This window comes from Cyclobacterium sp. 1_MG-2023 (genome assembly GCF_030546805.1).
Taxonomy (GTDB): Bacteria; Bacteroidota; Bacteroidia; order Cytophagales; family Cyclobacteriaceae; genus Cyclobacterium.
On record NZ_JAUOPC010000001.1, the window covers coordinates 85,023 to 106,515 of the forward strand.

A 21,493-nucleotide genomic window follows, 5' to 3' on the forward strand; every position below is an offset into this window, starting at 1 on the left:
GAACGCTGGAAGTAAAGCTTTTCCATCCTTTGCTCCAAAAGGAAGGTCAATAGCAAATAAGAACTATTGTAGGCCTGTCAGGAAATGATCTATTTGCGCCATGAATTTCTTACTTTCTTTCTTTTCTGACTGGATAAAGCCATTGTCTTCCAAGGCGCCTAAAACCTGGTCCCTTTCATTTTTATCGGCATAAACCATGTTTCTAAATGGATTGTCATAATCTTTCTTTCTACTGATGTATATGCTATCTGACATCCATTGCCGGAAAGATTTCGCTTGTTCCAACATTTGAATTAACTTCTCTTTGGTAAATTCAACCGGATTTAAGTTTTGGGCAGCAAATGAAATGGCGAAGGCATGCTTGGTTTTTGCCTCTTCATATTCGTTTCCAAGCTTTTTATAGCACATGTGTAATTCTTGCCAAGAGTTGATTTTATCGTATTTTACATCTGTAATCAATTGATCCATACTTGATTTTGGTACCAATTGACCACCAAGATTAACCCATATTTCCGGTTGGGAAAGCTCTGAGGTCAATTTTTCTATCAAACTAGCATCCCTTAAATCTGTGTCAGCATAGTATTTTGTCAAGCAGTAAATTGGGTAATAGTTAATGACCTGTTTGAAGCGCAAGTAAGCTTCGGTCAATTTGATAACTCGTATTTTTCTTTTGCTGTTTTCCCAGCCTGAAGCAAAAAAGGTTAATTCTTGTAAAACAGGATCATTTGAGTTAAGTAGTTCTTTTCCTTTTTCTTGCACGGATGGAATAGTTGCATTCTTCTCCGAAGAAAATTCCCGATAATAAGCTGTCCCACAAATTTCCTCTAAAATAGCAATGGAATTAAGCACTTCCATCATGCTGTCAGGAGCTAGGAAATCAAATTCTAATCTTTGAAACTTTTCTATCCTTTTGTCTCTGGCTTCATATTTCCATGCATTCCTAGACAATGCATAAAGGTTGTATTGAAACCAATAGGCCGGCATTACCACCAACTCATCATGTGTAACATCATTGCTTAGCAATGAAAAGGGAATGGGGATATCTAATTCTGCAGGGTAGTCTCCTTTGGCAACAATGGTAAATGTGGCCAAGCGTGAATTATGTTTCAGACTCACACAGAGCCCCGGCCAAAAACCTCTTCCGGCAATGATTTCACCGTCTGCACCTCTGGAATTGTGATTGGAACCTACGGTGGCCCCTGCTGCCATATTGCTTTGGCCTTGTACCAATGCTGCACACAAAAACGAGTTGTTATGGTGCTGTTCATGGGAGGGGAAAATCAAGGAATTTAAAACTTCACAACATGAAATTGTAGCATTTGAACCCAAATAACTATTTATTAATCGTGCCCCATATTTAAGCTGTGTTTGGGCTGCCATAAAAAATCGCACAGCTTTTACTCCATAAAAAACAGTACAACCTTCACTCACAATCCCATTGACAAGTTCACAGCCTTCACCAATTTGGGTACTTGCATCAGGTGTAGAGTGGATGCTTAAATTTTTAAGTTTATTGGCACCTTTTATATACGCATCCGAACCGAACCATACATCCTTGATAATTAAGGTGTTTTTTATGATACATCGATCTCCCACTTTGCCATAATAGCCACGCTTTACATCAAATGCATTTTGGGTAAATTCAAGAAGTCTGGACTGAAATTTTGCATCCGTTCTGTTTCTTGACCAAAGCCAAGCATCTCCGGGAAGCATGCCACTAAATGGAGCTACCTTCCGGCCTCCATTTTCATTACAAAGTTCCAGCCAAATTCTCACGTCCTCGTTCTCACCTTCTTTTACAATACCATTGCCAAATTTTGCATGGCTCGTAGTAGACATCTCATTGACATTAACCAGAATGGCCTCATTACCTATGATATAATGGGAGAGGTAACTAACATTATCAATGATTACATTGTCTCCTATATCACAACTTATGATATGACTATTGTATAGCCCTACAGGCATTCTTAGGTTATGGTATTCCAAGAAAAAGGGTTCCAATTTCCCAATCCTAATCAGTCCAAAGAATTTGCAGTTTTTGACCAATTCAGGATTGAATGCGTCAGAAACCATAATTTTATTCCAATCATCGGCTTGGTTTTGATTTCGAACAAGTTGTTCTATTTCATTTGCATTGAGGTTACGAAATTGAGTTTTAGTCCTGTTTTGCTTGTTCCGGAGGTAATATTCATCGGCCCCATCGGGAAGGTATTTTGGGTCTATGAATTGGTAACCTAAAGCTGATATGGGATGGCGTGTTATTTTATTCATTTTTCAATTAGCTGTTTTTAAAAAATTCTATTCCACAGTAACAGATTTTGCTAAGTTTCTAGGTTTGTCTACATCCAGTCCTTTGGCTAGCCCTGTATAATAGGCCAATAACTGTAAGGGGACCACACTTATTAAAGGTGCGATCAATTCATCTGCTGCCGGAACAGAAATGGTATCATCTGCAATTTCCTCAAACAAATCGTCATTTTCTGTTATCACCGCCAAAACCTGGCCTTTTCTAGCTTTAATTTCCCTTGCGTTGCTAACTAATTTTTCATGGTAAATATCTCTTGTAGCCACAAACACTACTGGTAAAGTCTCCTCTACTAGGGCTATTGGTCCATGTTTCATTTCAGCTGCAGGATAACCTTCCGCATGAATATAGCTTATTTCTTTTAATTTAAGAGCGCCTTCCAAGGCAATTGGGAAATTATAACCCCTACCTAAAAATAGAAAATCTCGTGCATTTTGGTATTTCTTGGCTAAGTTTTCAATGGAAGTTGCTTCTTTTAAAGCATCCTGAATTTTATCTGGAACCAAAGCCAATTCATTTATCAAATGCTGGTACCTCTCTTTGGATAAAGTCCCTTTTGAATAACCAAGCTTGATGGCAATCATATAAAGAACAGTAAGTTGGGCAGTAAAGGCTTTGGTAGAGGCAACACCAATTTCCGGGCCGGCATGTGTATAGGCACCGGCCTGGGATAACCTGGCTATACTTGAACCAACCACATTAACCACTCCAAAAATAAAGGCTCCCTTGCTCTTGGCATTTTCTAATGCCACCAGGGTATCTGCTGTTTCACCACTTTGGGATACAGCAATGATCACATCTCCGGGGTTAATTACCGGATTTCTATACCTAAATTCTGAAGCATATTCTACTTCTACAGGGATCCTGCAAAGTTCTTCTAATACATATTCAGCCAATAAACCAGCGTGCCATGAGGTGCCACATCCTACAATGATTATCCGTTTGGCTTCACGCAACAAGTCAAGATGTTGGTCAATGCCTCCCATGGTGATGGTTCCTTTCTTTGCATCCAACCTTCCCCGAAGACAATCAAATACGGCTGTGGGTTGTTCAAAGATCTCTTTCAACATAAAATGTTCATAACCTCCTTTTTCAATGGCTGCCAACTCCATATCAAGTTTGGTGATAAAAGGAGTTATCCGCTCATTACCCGGGTTTTTTAAGATTAATTCATCGGGTTTAACAATGGCCATCTCATAGTCATTGATATACACTACCTCTTTGGTGTATTCTATGATTGGGGAGGCATCAGAAGCTAAAAAATGTTCATTTTTACCTATCCCAATCACGAGAGGACTTCCTTTTCTCGCAGCAATAAGTGTATCAGGTTGGTCCTGATCCAACAATATAATTACGTAAGCACCAACAATTCTTTTAAGGGCTATCCGGACAGCCTCTTCAAGACTATTAGCATCGTTTTGATAAATATCGTCGATGAAATGAAGCAATACTTCAGTATCTGTATCACTTTCAAAAACATATCCCTTCTGTAATAATTCCTTTTTTATAGGGGCAAAGTTTTCAATGATACCATTGTGTACCATGGCCAATTTCCCGGATGATGAACGATGAGGGTGGGCATTTCTGTCTGAAGGCTCACCATGTGTCGCCCAACGGGTGTGACCAATGCCTGATTGTGCATGCAGATTGGTGCCTATTAATGAAGATTCCAACTCTGCTACTTTGCCCATTTTTTTGTAGACAGCCAGTTCTTTGTCTAATAAAGCGACACCGGCGCTGTCGTATCCCCTGTATTCAAGTCTTTGAAGTCCTTTTAAAATTATTGGATAGGCTTCTCTGGATCCAATGTATGCTACTATTCCACACATAATAAAATATCAGAATATTGTTTCGAAAAAAAGTTTAAATATTGTTATCTCGAAAATTAATGAATAAAAATGATGATTTACAATATTCAATTTTGATCCATTTAGGAGAGAAAATTATAAAGTGAGGAAAAGTTATCCTTTCAATTTAATTTTCTCTCCCATGTTTGTGAAAAATTTATGGAACTACTTATATATGTCTGTTAATTTTATAAAATGGAGGTATAATGTAGCTTTATTTACCCTTATACTCGTTGAATGGAAAAACTATTTAATGAAAAAATATTAAATATTTTCCTTACTTTTTTTCGTTTTTAATAATATTAATCCAGTTTTCATACATTTTAGACAACTCTTCCATTTTATGGGGAAATTGTTGACTAAGATTTTTGTGTTCTGTGGAATCCATTTCCATATTGGTTAAATAGAGCCTGTCACCTTCGGTAAAGGTCAGCTTTCCTGTGGGATCAGTTGGATTTCCTAACAATTTCCAAGGGCCTTTACGGACTGCCCAAGCATGCTTTTTGTTTTCGGGATCTCCGGTACCCCAAAACATGGTCTCGTGAGGACTTGGTACTTTGGCATCTAGAATTAAAGGAAGCAGGCTTTTTCCATCAATTTTTTGGCTTGCCGGAATTTTAATATCAGTCAATTCTGCTAGTGTAGGCATCCAGTCTATACTATTGGCCCAATGGTGTCGGGCTTCATCTGTTGGCAGTAGGGAAGGGTATCTGATAATGGCCGGAACCCTTATTCCTCCTTCAAGCATGCTGAATTTTGCGCCATTTAAAGCCCCTGCATCACCCCCTCCAAAAAAAGCACGTTCCTCAACACTATATCCATGGTCTGATTGGTAAACAATGATGGTATTCTCCAGTTCACCTATTGCCTTGAGGTGATGGTAAATTTCTCCTACCATTTCATCAATTGTAGATACAAAAGCTGCATATTCCTTACGTGGACTTTCTAAATCAGCATAATAGTCAAGCCATTTTGGATCTCCCTGATAAGGGTAATGGGGCATATTGATGGCCCAATAGGTGAAAAAAGGTTGAGATGATTTTTCACTAATAAATTGCTTCATCTCTTGTACCATTAGGTCACCGAAAAACTCTCCCGGTCTGTAAATTTCTGTCTCGTTTCTGTACAAGTCATGAAGGTTTGGTCCATGCCAATAAAAGAAATGAGAAAAATTATCTATACAGCCTCTTTGATGACCAAAGAAATAATCAAAACCTTGCCCATTAGGTAATTTTTCAGGGGTATGGCCCAAATGCCATTTGCCAATTAAGCCTGTTCGGTAGCCATTTGATTTGAACATCTCCGCCATGGTAATCTCCTCAGTGGGTAGGCCGGACTTTCCTTCAGGGTCTGAATGTGGGGGAGAAACATTACCGAAGAGACCGGCATTAAAATTATACTTGCCTGTCATGAGTGCTGCCCTAGAGGGAGAACAAACCGGTGCTGCTGCATAAAACTGAGTGAACTTTACACCCTCCTCAGCCAATCTGTCAATATTTGTTGTAACCAGGTCTTTGGCTCCAAAACTACCAAGATCTTTGTACCCTTGATCATCTGTAAGGATTACAATTACATTTGGTTTTTTGGAGGTGTTTTTTTGTTGGGCCAGTGTTGACTGACATAGAAAAAGCCCTAAAATTAGGCTAGAATATAAAATTCGGTTCACAGTTAATTGAATTATTTAGGTTTTTATCTTCTTAATTTTTCTAAATTAGTTGCTTAAACTTTCCTAAAAAATAATTTCTTAAATTTTATTAAAATGAAGCTAAGAATGATTTTGGCATTGGCCTTTATATTTTGTCATTTCTCAATGTTGCAAGCTCAGGAAGATTTAAGGTGGATAAATCCACTGAAATCACCTGAAGCTAATGTTGTACACGGTCAAGGTTGGTCCGGCTTGGATTACCATAGACTACCTGATGATGCCGAAAACAAAGTTCGAAAAGCCGTTTGGAATTTATCTCGACATGCAGCAGGGGTAAAATTAAAGTTTAATACCAATGCAGAGGAAATAAAAGTAAAGTATGTTGTTTCAGCAAGACAGTCCATGCCTCATATGCCGGCTACAGGAGTTAGTGGACTGGATCTTTATATCCACGATCAAAAAAATTGGGTGTGGGTAAAAGGAAGTTATTCTTTTGGTGATACCATTCAATACACCTTTCCGCTTAAGAAAGACAAAATCACATCCAAAGATTTTGATCTTTACCTTCCCTTGTACAATGAGGTAACCTTTCTTGAAATAGGGATAGATAAAAAATCAGAGTTTAGTTTTATTAGTCCATCAAAAGAGGAACGTCCGGTAGTGGTATATGGAACTTCGATTGCCCAAGGCGGATGTGCTTCCAGACCCGGTATGGCATGGACAGCCATATTGGAGCGTATGATAAATAAGCCCTTGATCAATTTGGGGTTTTCAGGAAATGGTTTGTTAGAAACCCCACTTATTGAATACATGGCCTCAATAAATAGTAGCCTATATGTTCTTGACTGTTTACCCAACTTGGTCAGAAATACCTTTACTGAGGAAGAGGTGACCAAAAGGATAATAGCGGCTGTACGTACTTTGAAAGAAAAGAAACCGGGTACCCCAATTTTAATGGTAGAACATGCTGGATATACAGACGAATGGGTAAATGATGAAAGAAAGGCGGCCTATCAATCCAGAAATATTTTATCCAAAAATGCCTATAAGCTTTTACTTGCTGAAGGAATTGAAGAGCTCTATTACCTTGAAAAAGATGAACTTGGACTTAGCATGGATGGAACTGTTGATGGAACACATCCAACTGATTTGGGAATGGATCAACATGCCAGAGGATATTATTCTATTGTTAATGAAATTCTAGACTGAAACCGACCAAGCGAAGCTTGTAGTTTTACGGCTAGCGTTACATTAATCCCATAACAAGTTTAAAAGGACAATCTAGACAAAGGTTTTATTCTATTTTAATAACTTTATTTATTAACTAATTTTCGATTAAAGGGCAAACAAAGTGAAAAATTTTAATATTTAACTTTGACCAATTATATAATTTATAGGATGTTCTGTTTGAACCTGAACCCTGATAACTTATATTTGAGATATTAGTATTTTGGATTAGCAAGCTCTACCTGTTCCCCTAACTATAAATGACCGCTATACAGAAAGCCAATAAGAAAAGATTAGTTTCCTTGGATGCCTACAGAGGCATTACCATGTTTTTGTTGGTTGGTGAGTCAGCCAGGTTGTATGGCGCTTTTGAGGGGCTATTTCCTGAACTTAGCGGTTGGCAAACAATTTTCACCCAATTCACCCACCATCCTTGGAATGGTTTAAGATTCTGGGACCTAATTCAACCCTTCTTTATGTTTATAGTGGGGGTTGCCATGCCATTTTCTCTGAATAAGAGATTAGAAAAAAAAGGGGATAGAAGAAAAGTGACCCAGCATATCCTTAAAAGGTGTCTTTTGCTTTTTCTTTTTGGCACCGGGTTGCACTGTTTGCGTTCCGGCGCCTTGGTATTTGAGTTATGGAATGTACTTACCCAATTGTCATTCACCATTTTATTGACTTACTTTTTAATCAACCAGTCCTTAAAAACCCAACTTTCGGTTTCTCTTGCACTATTGCTTATCACTGAATTGATGTATAGATTATATGATCCCTCAGCCCCTTTTGTAAAAGGAGAAAATTTTGGGTCTTTTGTTGATTTGATTTTGATGGGTAAATTAAGCGGAGGGGGATGGGTGGCCATCAATTGCTTGCCAACAGCTGCTCACACACTTTGGGGGGCAATGTGTGGGAAAATTTTGTTAAGCAACAGGGACAATACTTTAAAAATTAAATATTTGGTATCGGCAGGTCTGATAGGGTTGGTACTAGGTTATTCTCTGGATTGGTCAGGAATTACGCCAATTATCAAAAGAATCTGTACAAGTTCTTTTGTGCTTGCATCCGGAGGTTGGTCCATTCTTGTACTTGCATTCTTTTTTTGGCTTATTGATGTGAAAAAAGTCAATCAATGGCCTTTTATGTTTATTGTTGTAGGCATGAATTCCATATTCATCTATTTATTTGCCAATTTACTTGGACACAATTGGCTTTATGATGCGGTTCATGTTTTCAATTACGGATTTTTTGCGCCTCTAGGCTTTCCGGAAAATGTGCTGGCCCTGATGAATGGAATTTTCACGTTGGCCATAATGTGGTATTTGTGTTATTTTCTATACAAAAAGAAATTGTTTTTTAGAATCTGATAAAAAATTTGAATTTAAATATAATTTTAAGGTATCAACTAAAAATAAATGTGCTTATGAGTAATAAAAGGAGAGAGTTTTTGAAGCTCTCCGGCCTTGCCGGATTAGGAGTTGTGGGAACTGGATTTAAAGGATTGTCGCTGGAAGAGCAGGAACAAGTGCTTGCCCAAAGCAAGAAAAAACATGCCCAAAGGTTCAATATGTCAGGTTACGCTGCCCCTAAATTGGAAGTGGTGAGAGTTGGTATTGTTGGTTTAGGAAGTAGGGGACCGGGTGCTGTTAACAGATTGAGCAAAATTGAAGGAGTAGAAATTAAGGCCCTTTGTGACTTAAGACCTGATATGGTGGACAAGGTGGTAAAATCCTTGGAAGGCACTTCCCATAAGCCTGAAACCTATAGCGGATCTGCTTATGCTTGGAAGAAAATGGTGGACAGGGATGACCTGGACTTGATTTATATTGCTACCCCTTGGGAATGGCATACTCCGATGGCTGTTTATGCCATGGAGGCTGGAAAACACGCCTGCAGTGAGGTACCTATTGCGGTTACCTTGGAAGAATGTTGGCAGTTAGTAGAGACTTCAGAGCGCACAAAGAAGCATTGCATGATGATGGAGAATTGCTGTTATGACTTTTTTGAATTGATGACGCTCAATATGGCTAGAGATGGTTTCTTTGGCGATGTTTTTCATGGAGAAGGGGCTTATATTCATGACTTATTGGGATTGAATTTTAGTAAAACCGGCTACGAAGACATGTGGCGTTTAAAAGAGAATTTCAGGAATGGTAACCTGTATCCTACGCATGGGTTGGGACCTGTATGTCAGGCCATGAATATTAATAGGGGAGATCAAATGGATTATCTAACCTCCCTTTCCAGCAATGATTTCTTAATGAAAGCCCATGCCCAAAAATTAGCTGAAACAGATAATTTCTATAACTCTTTTGCTACAAAAAGTTATAGAGGAAATATGAATACCACCATGGTGAAAACTAAAAAGGGAAAATCAATTATGATTCAACATGATGTGAGTTCCCCTCGTCCTTATTCTAGGATTCACTTGCTCAGTGGTACCAAAGGTGCCGCAAGCAAATACCCTGTTCCGGGAATTTCTACCGGACATGAGGGCTGGTTTAAAGCTGATGAAATGAAGGCTCTTGAGGAGAAATATACTCCTGAAATTGTTAAAAAAGTTGGTGAGATGGCCAAACAAATTGGAGGACATGGTGGCATGGACTTTATGATGGATTGGCGAATGATAGATTGTATTAGAAATGGTTTACCTCTTGACCAAGATGTATACGATGGAGCTTTGTGGAGTGCCATTGGACCATTGAGTGAATGGTCGGTAGCCAATAGGTCCAATTCTATTGATGTGCCTGACTTTACTGCAGGCTCATGGGAAACAAATTCCCCTGTAGAATTAACTTTAAAAGGCGGCGGTACTACCGGCGTTAGTGTTTAATCATAATAAAAAAAGCTGTGGAAATTATTTCCACAGCTTTTATATTTTTTTTATCTTATGGTACTATCAAGTAGTCTTGTACATTTTGTCCCTAAGGGCTTTAATATCCGCACTTTCCAGATAAGACTCATAATCCATTCTTCGATCAATGGTACCTGTTGGAGTAAATTCAATTATTCTATTGGCTACTGACTGCACAAAGGCATGATCATAAGAGCTAAACAATACCGTTCCATTAAAATCTATCATGGCATTGTTAAGCGCGTGTATGGATTCCAAATCAAGGTGATTAGTAGGTTCATCTAAAACCAATAAATTTGGGTTTTGAAGCATCATTCTTGACAACATACACCTTACTTTTTCACCTCCTGAAAGAACCGATGCCTTTTTAAAGGATTCTTCACCTGTAAAAAGCATTCTTCCTAAGAATGTCCGAACATAAGCTTCTTCTTGATTTTCTGAATATTGACTGAGCCAGTCAATTAATTTTAGATCAGATTCAAAATAAGAAGAATTGTCATTGGGCATATAGGCTTTATTGATGGTTACCCCCCACTTAAAACTTCCGGACTGAACAGGGATTTCTCCCATTATTGTTTGGAAAAATTTTGTTACCGCTTGCTTGGTTCTAGAAAGGAAGGCAATTTTATCACCTTTATCTACCATTAAGTTAAGGTCGGTAAAGTAGGTGGTGCCATCATTTTTTAGCTCAAGCTCTTCAGAAAGGAGGATTTGGTCCCCTGCTTCACGCTCAGGTTTAAAAATTATACCCGGATATTTCCTTGTGGAAGGCTTAATTTCATCCACATTAAGTTTTTCCAACATCTTCTTTCTTGCGGTCGCCTGCTTTGATTTTGCAACGTTGGCAGAAAATCGCTCAATAAAGGATTGTAACTCTTTACGTTTGTCCTCAGCCTTTTTGTTTTGATCCGCTTTTTGTTTGGCAGCAAGTTGAGATGACTCATACCAGAAAGTATAGTTTCCGGAATAAATATTGATCTTACCAAAATCAATATCCACGATATGGGTAGCCACCACATCCAAGAAATGCCTATCGTGAGAAACTACGATAACAAGGTTTTTAAAATTTACAAGAAAGTCTTCTAACCAACCTATGGTTTCTGCATCCAAGTCATTGGTAGGCTCATCGAGAATAAGGATGTCAGGATTTCCAAATAGTGCTTGGGCCAATAAAACCCTAACCTTTTGGTCACCTGAAAGGTCTTTCATCAGTTTTCCATGTAAACTTTCTGTAACTCCAAGTCCTGATAGGAGAGCTGCAGCATCACTTTCGGCATTCCAACCGTCCATTTCAGCGAATTCAGCTTCTAGTTCAGCTGCCTTGATTCCATCAGCTTCACTAAAGTCCTCCTTCATATAGATTTCATCCTTTTCATTCATGATATTAAAAAGATGCTTATGACCCATTATAACTGTCCTAAGTACCTCTTCATCCTGAAAGGCAAAGTGATCTTGGGACAATACTGCCATTCTTTGGCCGGGAGTAATATTTACATTACCCGTAGTACTATCCATTTCTCCTGTAAGAATCTTTAAAAAAGTTGACTTACCAGCACCATTGGCTCCGATAACGCCAAAACAGTTTCCTGGGGTAAACTTTAAATTAACTTCTTCGAACAGGGTTCTTTTGCCGAATTTTAGGGATAAATTATCTACTGAAATCATTCTATTTGCCTAGCGTTATATTAAGAAAGTGCAAAGTTAAAAAATTATTCGAGTATCACCTATTATATGGCAATTTGCCCTCTATTGATCTTTTCTTTTAAGCATCAATCTTAATTCTCCGGTAGAATAGAGGTAGTAAAGCAATATCAAACCTGCTATCAGTATACAGGAGGCCATTAAGAAAACCATTGGGATGGCAGTGCCATTATGGAATAAGCTCACCAATGCGGAAATTATGCCACCCATAGCCATTCGCATAAAGCCCATCATGGCAGCTGCGCTTCCTGCATTTTTATCGAATGGAGCCAGAGATATGGCTGCAGAATTCGGTACACTTAAACCGTGACCCGTTAAAAATATAAACATTAATCCTATAAGGAAATAAACATTCAAAGCATTGGTCCACACGCCTAATATCATAACAAAGCCAATTACTAGCTGATAACATAATGCTGTAACCACAATATTCCTATTGCTAAAATAATTTAATAGAATATGATTTAATTGGGTGGCCCCAATCATTGCCACGGATAAAAAAGCAAATAACCAACCGTATTCAGTGACTGACAAACCATATATATTTATAAATACATCTGAGGAGCCTGCGATATATGCAAAAGGTGCAGCACCGGCAATTCCTCCTACCAATATATAAGTAAGGTATTTTTTATTTTTTAATACTTCGATGTATTTAATAGCGACAGCCTTGGGTTTTAGTGAAAGGCTATTATCAGGAGCAGCTCCATCCGGAAGCTGCCATTTACAAGCAAAAATTATAAGAGAACAGATTATAGCTAAAATTATAAATAACCAATGCCAATGAAAATGGGCCGTAATATAACCACCTAAGGTAGGGGCAATCATTGGAGAAACAGCAATGACCAATGTGAGCAAAGCAAAAGCCTGGGCAATTTTATTTACCGGAAAAATATCCCTAACTAGGGCTTGTGCTGCCACCATACCTACACATCCTCCAACAGCTTGCATAAAGCGCATAAATATTAGGGATTCTACAGATCCTGTAAATGAACAGCCAATAGAGGCAGCAACATAAATCCAAAGGCCTATATATAAAGGTTTTTTCCTTCCAAATTTATCCAATAGAGGACCATAAAATAATTGCCCTATGGCAATCCCTATCAAGTAACTCGTCAAAGACAATTGAACCTTAGATATACTTGTGGATAAACTTTTGGCTATGGCTGGAAAGGCAGGCAAGTACATGTCTACAGAGAATGGGCTTATTGTGCTTAGGGCACCAAGAATTAAGACCAATATAAAATAGCTCTTTTGTTGCTTCATAGATACGTACAAAAGTAACCATTAAAATACTTAATTGACCTTCTTTGGACAAATCAAGACAATTAAAATAAATAAAGCATCAAAAATGCATTTTAAATAATTTAAAATGCTTTTCAAACTTGATTTGTTTAACTTAAATGTTTAATATTGTATCAAATAAACAGTTGAAAATTTTTATATTTTTCTTTTTAAGCAGTTTAATGATATTTAATTTTATTTAAAATGGAAAAGCGGGTAAATATTCCGGTCAAATTGTTTTTTATCGTACTTTTGATTGGTTTAGGTAGTTCAGGAGTGTTGTTTAGTCAAACGATAAGCTTTAATCAAACGGCATTAAATTTTAATGAATTTGAGGAAATCAAATTGGGAACTTCATTAGAATTTGGTCCAGATGAAAGACTTTACGTAGCTCAATTAAAAGGCGAAATCAAAATTTATACGATTTCAAAGGAAGGTCCCAACCAATACGATGTGGTTGGAGAAGAAGTTTTATTAGGCGTGAAAGAAATTCCTAATTATGATGACCATGGTTTCTTGGCATTTGATAATAGGTATGGGCGCCAAATTACAGGTATAACCGTAACAGGTACGGAAGAAAACCCTGTGATTTACGCTACTTCAAGTGATCCAAAATGGGGAGGTCCCAGTGGAGATACCATGTTGGATACCAATTCCGGCATGATTACGAAGTTGAGTTGGACAGGAACTGAATGGGAAGTAATTGATTTGGTGCGTGGTCTGGCCCGTTCAGAGGAAAATCACGCTATTAACGGAATAGAGTATACCACCATAGGAGGGAAGCCTTATTTGTTAATAAGTAATGGAGGTTTTACCAATGCAGGTGCCCCATCCAAAAACTTTACTTATATATCTGAATATGCTTTGGCAGGAGTGGTGTTAAAAATTGATTTGGATGCATTGGAAGCTCTTCCTACAAAGTATGATAATCATTCAGGAAGAGCTTATAAATATGATGTTCCTACTTTAGATGACCCGACTAGGGAAAATGTTAATGGAATATATGACCCTAATGATCCTGGCTACGACGGTATTGATGTCAATGATCCTTTTGGAGGAAATGATGGGCTAAATATGGGGATGGTGACCTTGGATGGACCTGTGCAAATATTTTCCCCCGGATATAGGAATACCTACGACCTTGTAGTAACAGAGAGCAAAAGGGTTTACTTAACGGACAACGGAGCCAATATTAACTGGGGTGGAATGCCTGAAAATGAAGGTGATTCCTCTTTGGTTACCAATGCCTATGATCCCTTAGAACCCGGTGCCAGTCCTTTAAACCCAACTTCTTCAGGAGAATTTGTAGACAACCAAGATCACTTATTAATGATTACAAATGATCTGGAAAATTATACACCCGGTACTTATTATGGTGGGCACCCTACGCCTATTAGGGCGAATCCCGGGCAGCCTTACCAAGCTGGCAGCGCATTTCCATTTTCACCGGGAGGTGCAGGGCTATATACAAAATTTGTTGGTGATGACGAGGATTTCACCAATATCACACCCCCTGTTACACCGACGGATAAGTTTAGAACACAAATATTAGAACCTATTGCACCCGGACAGCCCGGATTTGAAGAATATGCAGCCAATACCCTACCTGCCAACTGGCCTCCGGTGCCATTGGCTTTAGCGAATGGTGTTGAAGCTGATTTTATTTCGCCAACTCTGCCCAACTCAAATGGTCCTCAGCCAGATATTCTCACAGTGGTACCCAACAATTCCAATGGGATTGATGAATATACTGCGAGCAACTTTGATGGAGCACTAAAGGGTTCCTTAATTGTGGGCAAGAATGGAGGAATATTACATTTGATTCATCTCAATGAAGATGGAACATTAAAAGAAGCTGAATTTAATAAATGGAACCTAAATGGTGGCAATGCCTTGGGGATTACCACAAATGGAGACAGTACTTCCTATCCTGGAACCATATGGGCAGCAACCTTTGATAATAGGATAATGGTCTTGACTCCGGCCGATGATATTTTTTGTATTGCTGAAGATGATCCGGAATTTGATCCATTGGCTGATTATGATCATGATGGGTATACCAATCAGGACGAAATTGACAATGGAACCGATTATTGTTCAGGAGGATCTGCTCCTGATGATTATGACAAAGACTTAATATCTAACCTAAATGATGATGATGACGATGGAGACGGAATATTGGATCATTTAGATGCATTTCAAATAGGGTATTCAAGTGATTTACCGCTTGAAAACCAATTGTTTACCAATCAATCGGATGCTTCAGGTGATGAGTTTGGCTATTTAGGCCTTGGACTTACCGGCTTAATGAACAATGGAGATCCAAACCCTAACTGGTTGGATTGGCTGGACAAAGGCAATGATAGCCCGGGTCCTCCTGACATTTATGGAGGTACTGCAGGAGCGATTCAGGTTTCCATGACCGGCGGAACTGCCAATGGCTTGGCTAATACCCAAGAAAAAGGCTTTCAGTTGGGGGTTAATGTAGGAAGTGAGACCGGAAATTATGTCTTGACCTCAGGGGTTATTGGCTTATCTTCTCCGGGACAACTGTATGATTTTGATGGTGATGGTGAGGTAGGAATCCAAATAGGAGATGGCACGCAAAGTAATTTTATAAAGCTTGTTTTTAATGAAGATGGGGTGCTCGCCGCTCAAGAGGTGAATGATGTTGAAGATACCAATCCCTTGTTTTTGCCTATTCCAGAAAATGAAAGACCTAGTGCTAATACGCTTATAGAACTTTCTTTTGATGTAGATCCGGTAAACGGAACAGTGAAGCCATTTTATAAATACAGCAATCAAGAAATGGTGCCACTTGGGACCATTCAAGCATCGGGTGCGATCCTTACTGCCATTCAGGACATTAACCAACCTTTGGCATTTGGCATATACGGTACGTCAAATGATACAACCAAAAGTTTTATAGGTGTCTGGAACTTTATGCGTGTGGTTGGTGAAAAACCATATAACATACGCGAATTACAAGATATCAACCGATTGTTGGGGGATGATGATGTGGTCATTGATCTTACAGAATATTTTGGGGATAATGATGGAGAAAATAATTTGACTTTTACTGTGTCAGAAAACACCAATCCAGTTGTTGGAGCAAGTGTTAACGATAAAATACTTTCAGTTGATATTCCTTTAGATGAAGTTACTTCATTAATTACAGTCAGGGCAACCGACCAAAATGGTTATCATATAGAGCAAACATTTGAAGTAATGGTAGAACAAGATTTCACCGTCTTGTTAAGAATAAATGGAGGAGGAGAGCTTATCAATACTACGGATGGAAGTCCGTCTTGGGTAGAAAATTCTGTCCAAGGCCCCGTCAATACTTCGCTCTTTGAAGCAACAAGCAGTAAAAGTGGTAATAACGTTTTTCCTTTGGAAAACAGGCATGAATCCATACCTAGCTATATTACAGACCAAGAATATGTTCAAATATTTAATACTGAACGCTATACCACAGATGCCAGTATGGAATATTCTATTCCCCTTCCTGATGGCCAATATGCCGTAAACCTCTATTTGGGTAATGGATACATTGGAACATCAGCATTAGGCAAGAGATATTATGGAATAAGTATAGAAGGAGAAGTAGTTGAAACCTCTATTGATTTAATTGAAAGGTTTGGTCATCAGGTAGGGGGAATGCAACAGTACCAAGTAAACGTTACAGATGGGGAATTGAATATCAAATTTGATAAACAAAAGGAAAACCCGCTTTTCAATGGTATTGAAATCCTCGGAAAACCTATACAAACACCAATTACTTTCACCAAAGTGGAAGATCAAATCAATTTCGTGGGACATGAGACCGACGGAAGTATGTATGTACAAGCCTCTGGTGGAAATGGAAACTTAAGCTATTCTGCCACCGGATTACCTCCGGGAATTTACCTGGAACCCACCAATGGGACGATTTATGGTACAATCGAGGAAGGAGCTTTGGCCAATAGTCCGTATAGGATCACAGTTACCATCGATGATGAAGATGAAATTCATTCTGATGCAGTTTCATTTAACTTTAATTGGACCATTAGTCCAGAATTGACGAGTCAAACCTGGCATGAAAAAAATGAGAACCGCTCTTACCACCCAAGGCATGAAGGTAGCTTTGTACAGGCAGGACATGAGTTTTACTTAATGGGAGGTAGAGAAAGTTCTACTACCATTGATATCTACGATATTGAAAATGATTCTTGGCGTTCGTTAACAGATATTAATCCATACAGTTTCAATCATTTTCAGGCAGTATATTATCAAGGACTTATTTGGGTGATCGGTGCTTTTGATACCAATGACTTTCCAAATGAAACACCTGCATCAAATATTTGGATGTTTGATCCGGTGAACGAGATATGGATAGAAGGACCCGAAATTCCTGAAAATAGGAGGAGAGGATCTGCAGGTTTGGTAGAATATAGAGGTAAATTCTACATAGTAGGGGGTAATACCGATGGACATGATGGAGGTTATGTAAATTACTTCGACAGCTATGATCCTGAAACAGGAGAATGGACGGTATTAGATGATGCACCAAGGGCCAGAGATCATTTCTTTGCTGCTACCATAGGAAATAAATTGTATGCTGTGTCCGGGAGACAATCCGGAGGACCGGAAGGAACCTTTGCTCCAGTATTACCGGAAGTAGATGTATATGATTTTAATTCCCAAACCTGGAGTACTTTACCGGACAGTTTGGATTTGCCTACTCCAAGAGCTGCAGCAGTAGTTAACAATTACCTAGGTAAATTGATCGTGGCCGGAGGAGAAGTTGCAACAAACCCATTGGCACTTTCTACAACAGAAATGTTTGATCCTTTGACACAAACTTGGGAAACACTTGATACCCTTAATTTTGGCCGCCATGGTACACAAGGTATCGTCTCAGGTAAGGGATTGTATGTGGTAGCCGGTTCCCCTCGAAAAGGAGGAGGTAATATTGGGAACATGGAATACTTTGGCTTTGATGATCCAAATACCAATTATTTGGTAGAAAGTGAATTGATTTTGCCCGAATCTATACTGGTCAAAAAAGGTAAGCCTGAGGAAATTTCTATATCCCTAGCCAATGGTCAAACTGGTTTATACATTAAATCTATTGGCCTGACCGGAGAAAGTGCGGAAGATTTCGAAGTCACTGCAGGGGAACTTCTCAGTGAAGTATTGTTAAAAGCAGGTGATACTTATAATTTGACACTTGATTTTATTGGGGAAAGTCTTTCAGGTTCAGCTAATTTAGTGATTACCCTAAGGAATGATGAAGAAGTAATTGTACCAATCGTTGCAGATGGTAATTTTGAAGAAGTCTCTTTGTTTTATAATACCGGATCTACTGCTAATGTAGAATTAGAAGGAAACACTTACCAAGGAGATGTTAACCTGCCATCTATCCATAATGGCGGGGCAGTATACAGAAATGAAAATGTATCTGGCAGCGAATTGTATAAATCAGAAAGGTATGCCTCCAATATTGCCTATCAAATTGAGGTGCCAAATGGTGTTTACACGGTGACTACTTACCATACTGAAACCTGGTTTGGTATGCCAAATGGAGGGCCCAATGAGCCGGGAAGGCGTGTTTATGACATCATCTTGGAAGATGATTTGGTAAAACCTAATTTTGACCTGTTTGTGGAAAATGGCAACCAACCGATTGCCTTGATTTTTGAAGACATTCAGATAACGGATGGTATATTGGATTTGAACCTTGTTGCAAAGGTTAACAATGCCTCAATTGCCGGAATCTCTATAGTTAATAAAGGTGAAATTGGAGCCATACCTATTGCCAATATTGCATCCTCTACGGTTGGTGGAATTGTGCCTTTGGAAGTGGGTTTTGAAAATGAAATTTCAAGACCCCAGGACTTTACTTTTGCTTGGGATTTTGGGGATGGAAATACCTCTTCTGAGCAAAACCCTACGCATATTTTTGAAGAGCCGGGAGAATACAATGTTAAGTTGACTGTTTCAAGTGCTTTTGGAGATGTAGCGATCGACTCTATTGCTGTCAATGGGATAGCACCATCAGAATTTGTATTAAACATTAATGCAGGAAGTGATATTACGGTTGATTACAATACCGAATCATTTTTGGGTGAAAATAATGCCGGTGTAAGCTATTCTGAATCCAGAACACTTAGCAATAATGCAGCAGGCAATCCTCCATTGTTTTTAACAGAACGCTGGGGTAAAAACTTTACCTATTCAGTTCCTGTACAAAATGGAGTATTTACAGTCAAAACTTACCATAATGAATTGTGGTTTGGTAAAGACGGCCCTGCTGGTACAGCTAATCAAAGGGTGTACAATATATATATTGAAGGTGAGTTAGTTAGAGAAAACTTTGACTTGTATCTTGAGAATGAATACCAACCACTTGAGTTGACCCATGAAAATATAGTGGTTGAAGATGATACACTAAATATCCAAATGGTGGCAGTGATTAACAATGCTAACTTATCCGGATTTTCAATAATGGCTCAGCAGGATGTGATTACCTATCCTGAAGCTTTAGCAGAAGCCAGTACAATGGCCGGTTCAGCTCCTTTAGAAGTAACATTTAATGCCGGAAACTCTACCGGAACGGGTGATCTGACGTATGAATGGAACTTTGGAAATGATTCCATCTCCAATGAACTTCAGCCGATATATACCTTTACGGAAAATGGAAGCTATGAGGTAAGCCTTAAGGTAACGGATGAGAATGGAAACATTGCTACGGATGAGGTAGAAATCATTGTTGGAGAGAATATCACTGTTCCGGCTTATTCATTGAGTGTAAATGCAGGAACCAACTTGCCTACAAGCTATATGGGTACTGACTTTGAAGGTGAATCCGAATCTGGAGTTACTTTTACAAATGCTGCTACCTGGAATAACTTTGGTGCAGGAGATCCTGAATTGTTCTTGACAGAAAGGTCGGGTAAAAACTTTACCATCACTACGCCATTAGAAAATGGTATCTACACCATTAAGACATACCATAACGAATTGTGGTTTGGAAAATCCGGTCCGGATTCAGAAGCAGGGCAGAGGGTATATACCATCAGTATAGAAGGAGAAGTGGTTAAAAACAATTTCGACTTGTTTGTTGAGTCCGGAAATGCTCCTACTGAACTTGTCTTTGAAAATATAGAAGTGAGGGACGGTGAATTAAATATCAAGCTTCAAGCGAGTAAAAATAATGCGACAATTAATGGCTTTGTAATTGAGGAAGTAACCTCAGTAAATTTACCACCTGTTGCTATCATTAACTCTTCTGCCGTGGAAGGATCAGCTCCATTTGAAATTTCTTTCAATGGGTCATCCTCTACAGGTACAGGGGATTTAATATACAATTGGAACTTTGGTGACGGAGGATCTAGCGAATTGGCAAATCCTGATCATTTGTATGATTCAGCCGGCACATATAATGTTGTTTTGACAGTAATGGACAGTATGGCCGTAATGGATAAAGATAGTTTAGAAATAAATATTTGGGAAGAAGCTCCGGTATGGTCTATGGTATTGAATGCAGGTTCTTCGGTTAATACATCCTATCAAGGTAAATTATTCCTAGGTGACAATGTCTTCCCTGAACTGTACAATAGTACCAAAACTTACAGTAATTCAGCTTCTAGTAATGTAGAAATGTTCCAGACTGATAGGTATGGAAAAAGTTTAACCTATTCTGTACCTGTAGACAATGGTACTTATAGGGTCAGAACCTTCCATAATGAACTTTGGTTTGGACAGGGTGGCCCTTCCGGTCAACCGGGACAACGCGTTTTTGATATCATGATTGAAGACAGTTTGGTTAGAGATGATTTTGACCTTTACCTGGAAAGCAACTACGAGGAAACGGAATTGATTTTCGAGGATATCGTAGTCACTGATGGGGAAATTAATTTGGCTTTCATCGCCTCTGCTAATAATGCTAGCGTTTCAGGAATTATTCTAGAGCGTGTAGAGCCTAAAGATGGTGAAGGTGGAATTAACCAAAGAATCATGACTTCTGAAGCATCCTCTCAGGATACCGATGAGGAGGAAAGCAATGATGAAATGCAAAATAATACTTTGTCAAAATCCATAATTTATCCTAATCCGGCAAAATATGAAGCATTTATCAGGTTACCTGAAACTTATTCAGCTGTATGGATCAATATTTATGATTTGAAAGGACGACAAGTAATGAATTTCAATGTAAGTAGCGATAATACTCATGAATACACCCTTCCATTGAATAGGCTTGAACAAGGTGTGTATATGGTGAGAGTTCTTGGAAAAGAAGGTGTGATTGATCAATTGAGGTTAATTATCAATCGCTAAAATGAATTTATAATCCACTTTTTAAAATAATCAACTACCCCGAAAGGTCTGGTATCCCACCAGGCCTTTCTTTTTTTTAGAGGGGGTGGAGAAAACATCATACAGTTGAAATAATTAGGTAGAGAACCGGAAAAGGTTTCATGATTAGGGATCAGGAAATCAAAAATGGAATGTTGAGCCAAACAGAATCATATGTAAATAAGGCTTGCTTTAGGTTTAGGAATCCGAACGCTACAGGGTTAAACATTAATTTTCACATTGCTTCTTCATAAAATTCTCTCGCTATGTTTATTGACCTACTACAG

The 21,493-nt window shown here is 38.7% G+C and carries 9 protein-coding genes; 4 read left to right on the forward strand and 5 right to left on the reverse strand.

Annotated features, from left to right (window positions below; translation table 11 throughout):
* Positions 1-63 precede the first annotated feature (63 nt).
* From Q4534_RS00315 to Q4534_RS00325, 3 genes are all read right to left on the reverse strand, one after another.
* Positions 64-2,274, reverse strand: a complete 2,211-nt coding sequence (locus Q4534_RS00315) for a DUF4954 family protein (RefSeq protein ID WP_303611166.1) — start codon at positions 2,272-2,274, stop codon at positions 64-66.
* Positions 2,275-2,301: 27 nt separating this feature from the next.
* Positions 2,302-4,137, reverse strand: a complete 1,836-nt coding sequence (glmS, locus tag Q4534_RS00320) for a glutamine--fructose-6-phosphate transaminase (isomerizing) (protein WP_303611167.1) — start codon at positions 4,135-4,137, stop codon at positions 2,302-2,304.
* A 295-nt stretch (positions 4,138-4,432) separates the two neighbouring features.
* A complete protein-coding gene (locus Q4534_RS00325) occupies positions 4,433-5,821 on the reverse strand; it encodes a sulfatase-like hydrolase/transferase (protein WP_303611168.1) in 1,389 nt (462 codons plus the stop codon).
* 93 nt (positions 5,822-5,914) lie between these two features.
* Here Q4534_RS00325 and Q4534_RS00330 point away from each other — a divergent pair, with 93 nt between their 5' ends.
* The 3 genes from Q4534_RS00330 to Q4534_RS00340 all read left to right on the forward strand — a co-directional run bounded on the left by Q4534_RS00330 (position 5,915) and on the right by Q4534_RS00340 (position 9,860).
* A complete protein-coding gene (locus tag Q4534_RS00330; protein ID WP_303611169.1) occupies positions 5,915-7,009 on the forward strand; it encodes an SGNH/GDSL hydrolase family protein in 1,095 nt (364 codons plus the stop codon).
* Between the two features lie 278 nt (positions 7,010-7,287).
* Positions 7,288-8,394 carry an acyltransferase family protein gene (locus Q4534_RS00335; RefSeq protein WP_303611170.1) on the forward strand — a complete coding sequence of 369 codons (1,107 nt, stop codon included), beginning with the start codon at positions 7,288-7,290 and terminating at the stop codon, positions 8,392-8,394.
* Between the two features lie 56 nt (positions 8,395-8,450).
* Positions 8,451-9,860: a Gfo/Idh/MocA family protein gene (locus Q4534_RS00340; protein ID WP_303611171.1), complete on the forward strand. Its 1,410-nt coding sequence runs from the start codon at positions 8,451-8,453 to the stop codon at positions 9,858-9,860.
* A gap of 66 nt (positions 9,861-9,926) precedes the next feature.
* Here the strand turns inward: Q4534_RS00340 and Q4534_RS00345 are convergent, their stop codons facing one another.
* A complete protein-coding gene (locus tag Q4534_RS00345; RefSeq protein ID WP_303611172.1) occupies positions 9,927-11,546 on the reverse strand; it encodes an ABC-F family ATP-binding cassette domain-containing protein in 1,620 nt (539 codons plus the stop codon).
* Between the two features lie 81 nt (positions 11,547-11,627).
* Positions 11,628-12,848, reverse strand: coding sequence for a multidrug effflux MFS transporter (locus Q4534_RS00350; protein ID WP_303611173.1), 1,221 nt, complete (start codon positions 12,846-12,848; stop codon positions 11,628-11,630).
* A gap of 222 nt (positions 12,849-13,070) precedes the next feature.
* Between Q4534_RS00350 and Q4534_RS00355 the strand changes: the two genes are divergently transcribed.
* Positions 13,071-21,188: a malectin domain-containing carbohydrate-binding protein gene (locus Q4534_RS00355; RefSeq protein ID WP_303611174.1), complete on the forward strand. Its 8,118-nt coding sequence runs from the start codon at positions 13,071-13,073 to the stop codon at positions 21,186-21,188.
* Positions 21,189-21,493 lie beyond the last annotated feature (305 nt).

Excerpts from the sequence above, each read along its gene's own strand:
- Q4534_RS00355 (WP_303611174.1), top strand. The coding sequence starts at position 13,071 with ATGGAAAAGCGGGTAAATATTCCGGTCAAATTGTTTTTTATCGTACTT.
- Q4534_RS00330 (WP_303611169.1), top strand. The coding sequence starts at position 5,915 with ATGAAGCTAAGAATGATTTTGGCATTGGCCTTTATATTTTGTCATTTC.
- Q4534_RS00340 (WP_303611171.1), top strand. The coding sequence starts at position 8,451 with ATGAGTAATAAAAGGAGAGAGTTTTTGAAGCTCTCCGGCCTTGCCGGA.
- Q4534_RS00335 (WP_303611170.1), top strand. The coding sequence starts at position 7,288 with ATGACCGCTATACAGAAAGCCAATAAGAAAAGATTAGTTTCCTTGGAT.
- Q4534_RS00315 (WP_303611166.1), bottom strand. The coding sequence starts at position 2,274 with ATGAATAAAATAACACGCCATCCCATATCAGCTTTAGGTTACCAATTC.
- glmS (WP_303611167.1), bottom strand. The coding sequence starts at position 4,137 with ATGTGTGGAATAGTAGCATACATTGGATCCAGAGAAGCCTATCCAATA.
- Q4534_RS00350 (WP_303611173.1), bottom strand. The coding sequence starts at position 12,848 with ATGAAGCAACAAAAGAGCTATTTTATATTGGTCTTAATTCTTGGTGCC.
- Q4534_RS00345 (WP_303611172.1), bottom strand. The coding sequence starts at position 11,546 with ATGATTTCAGTAGATAATTTATCCCTAAAATTCGGCAAAAGAACCCTG.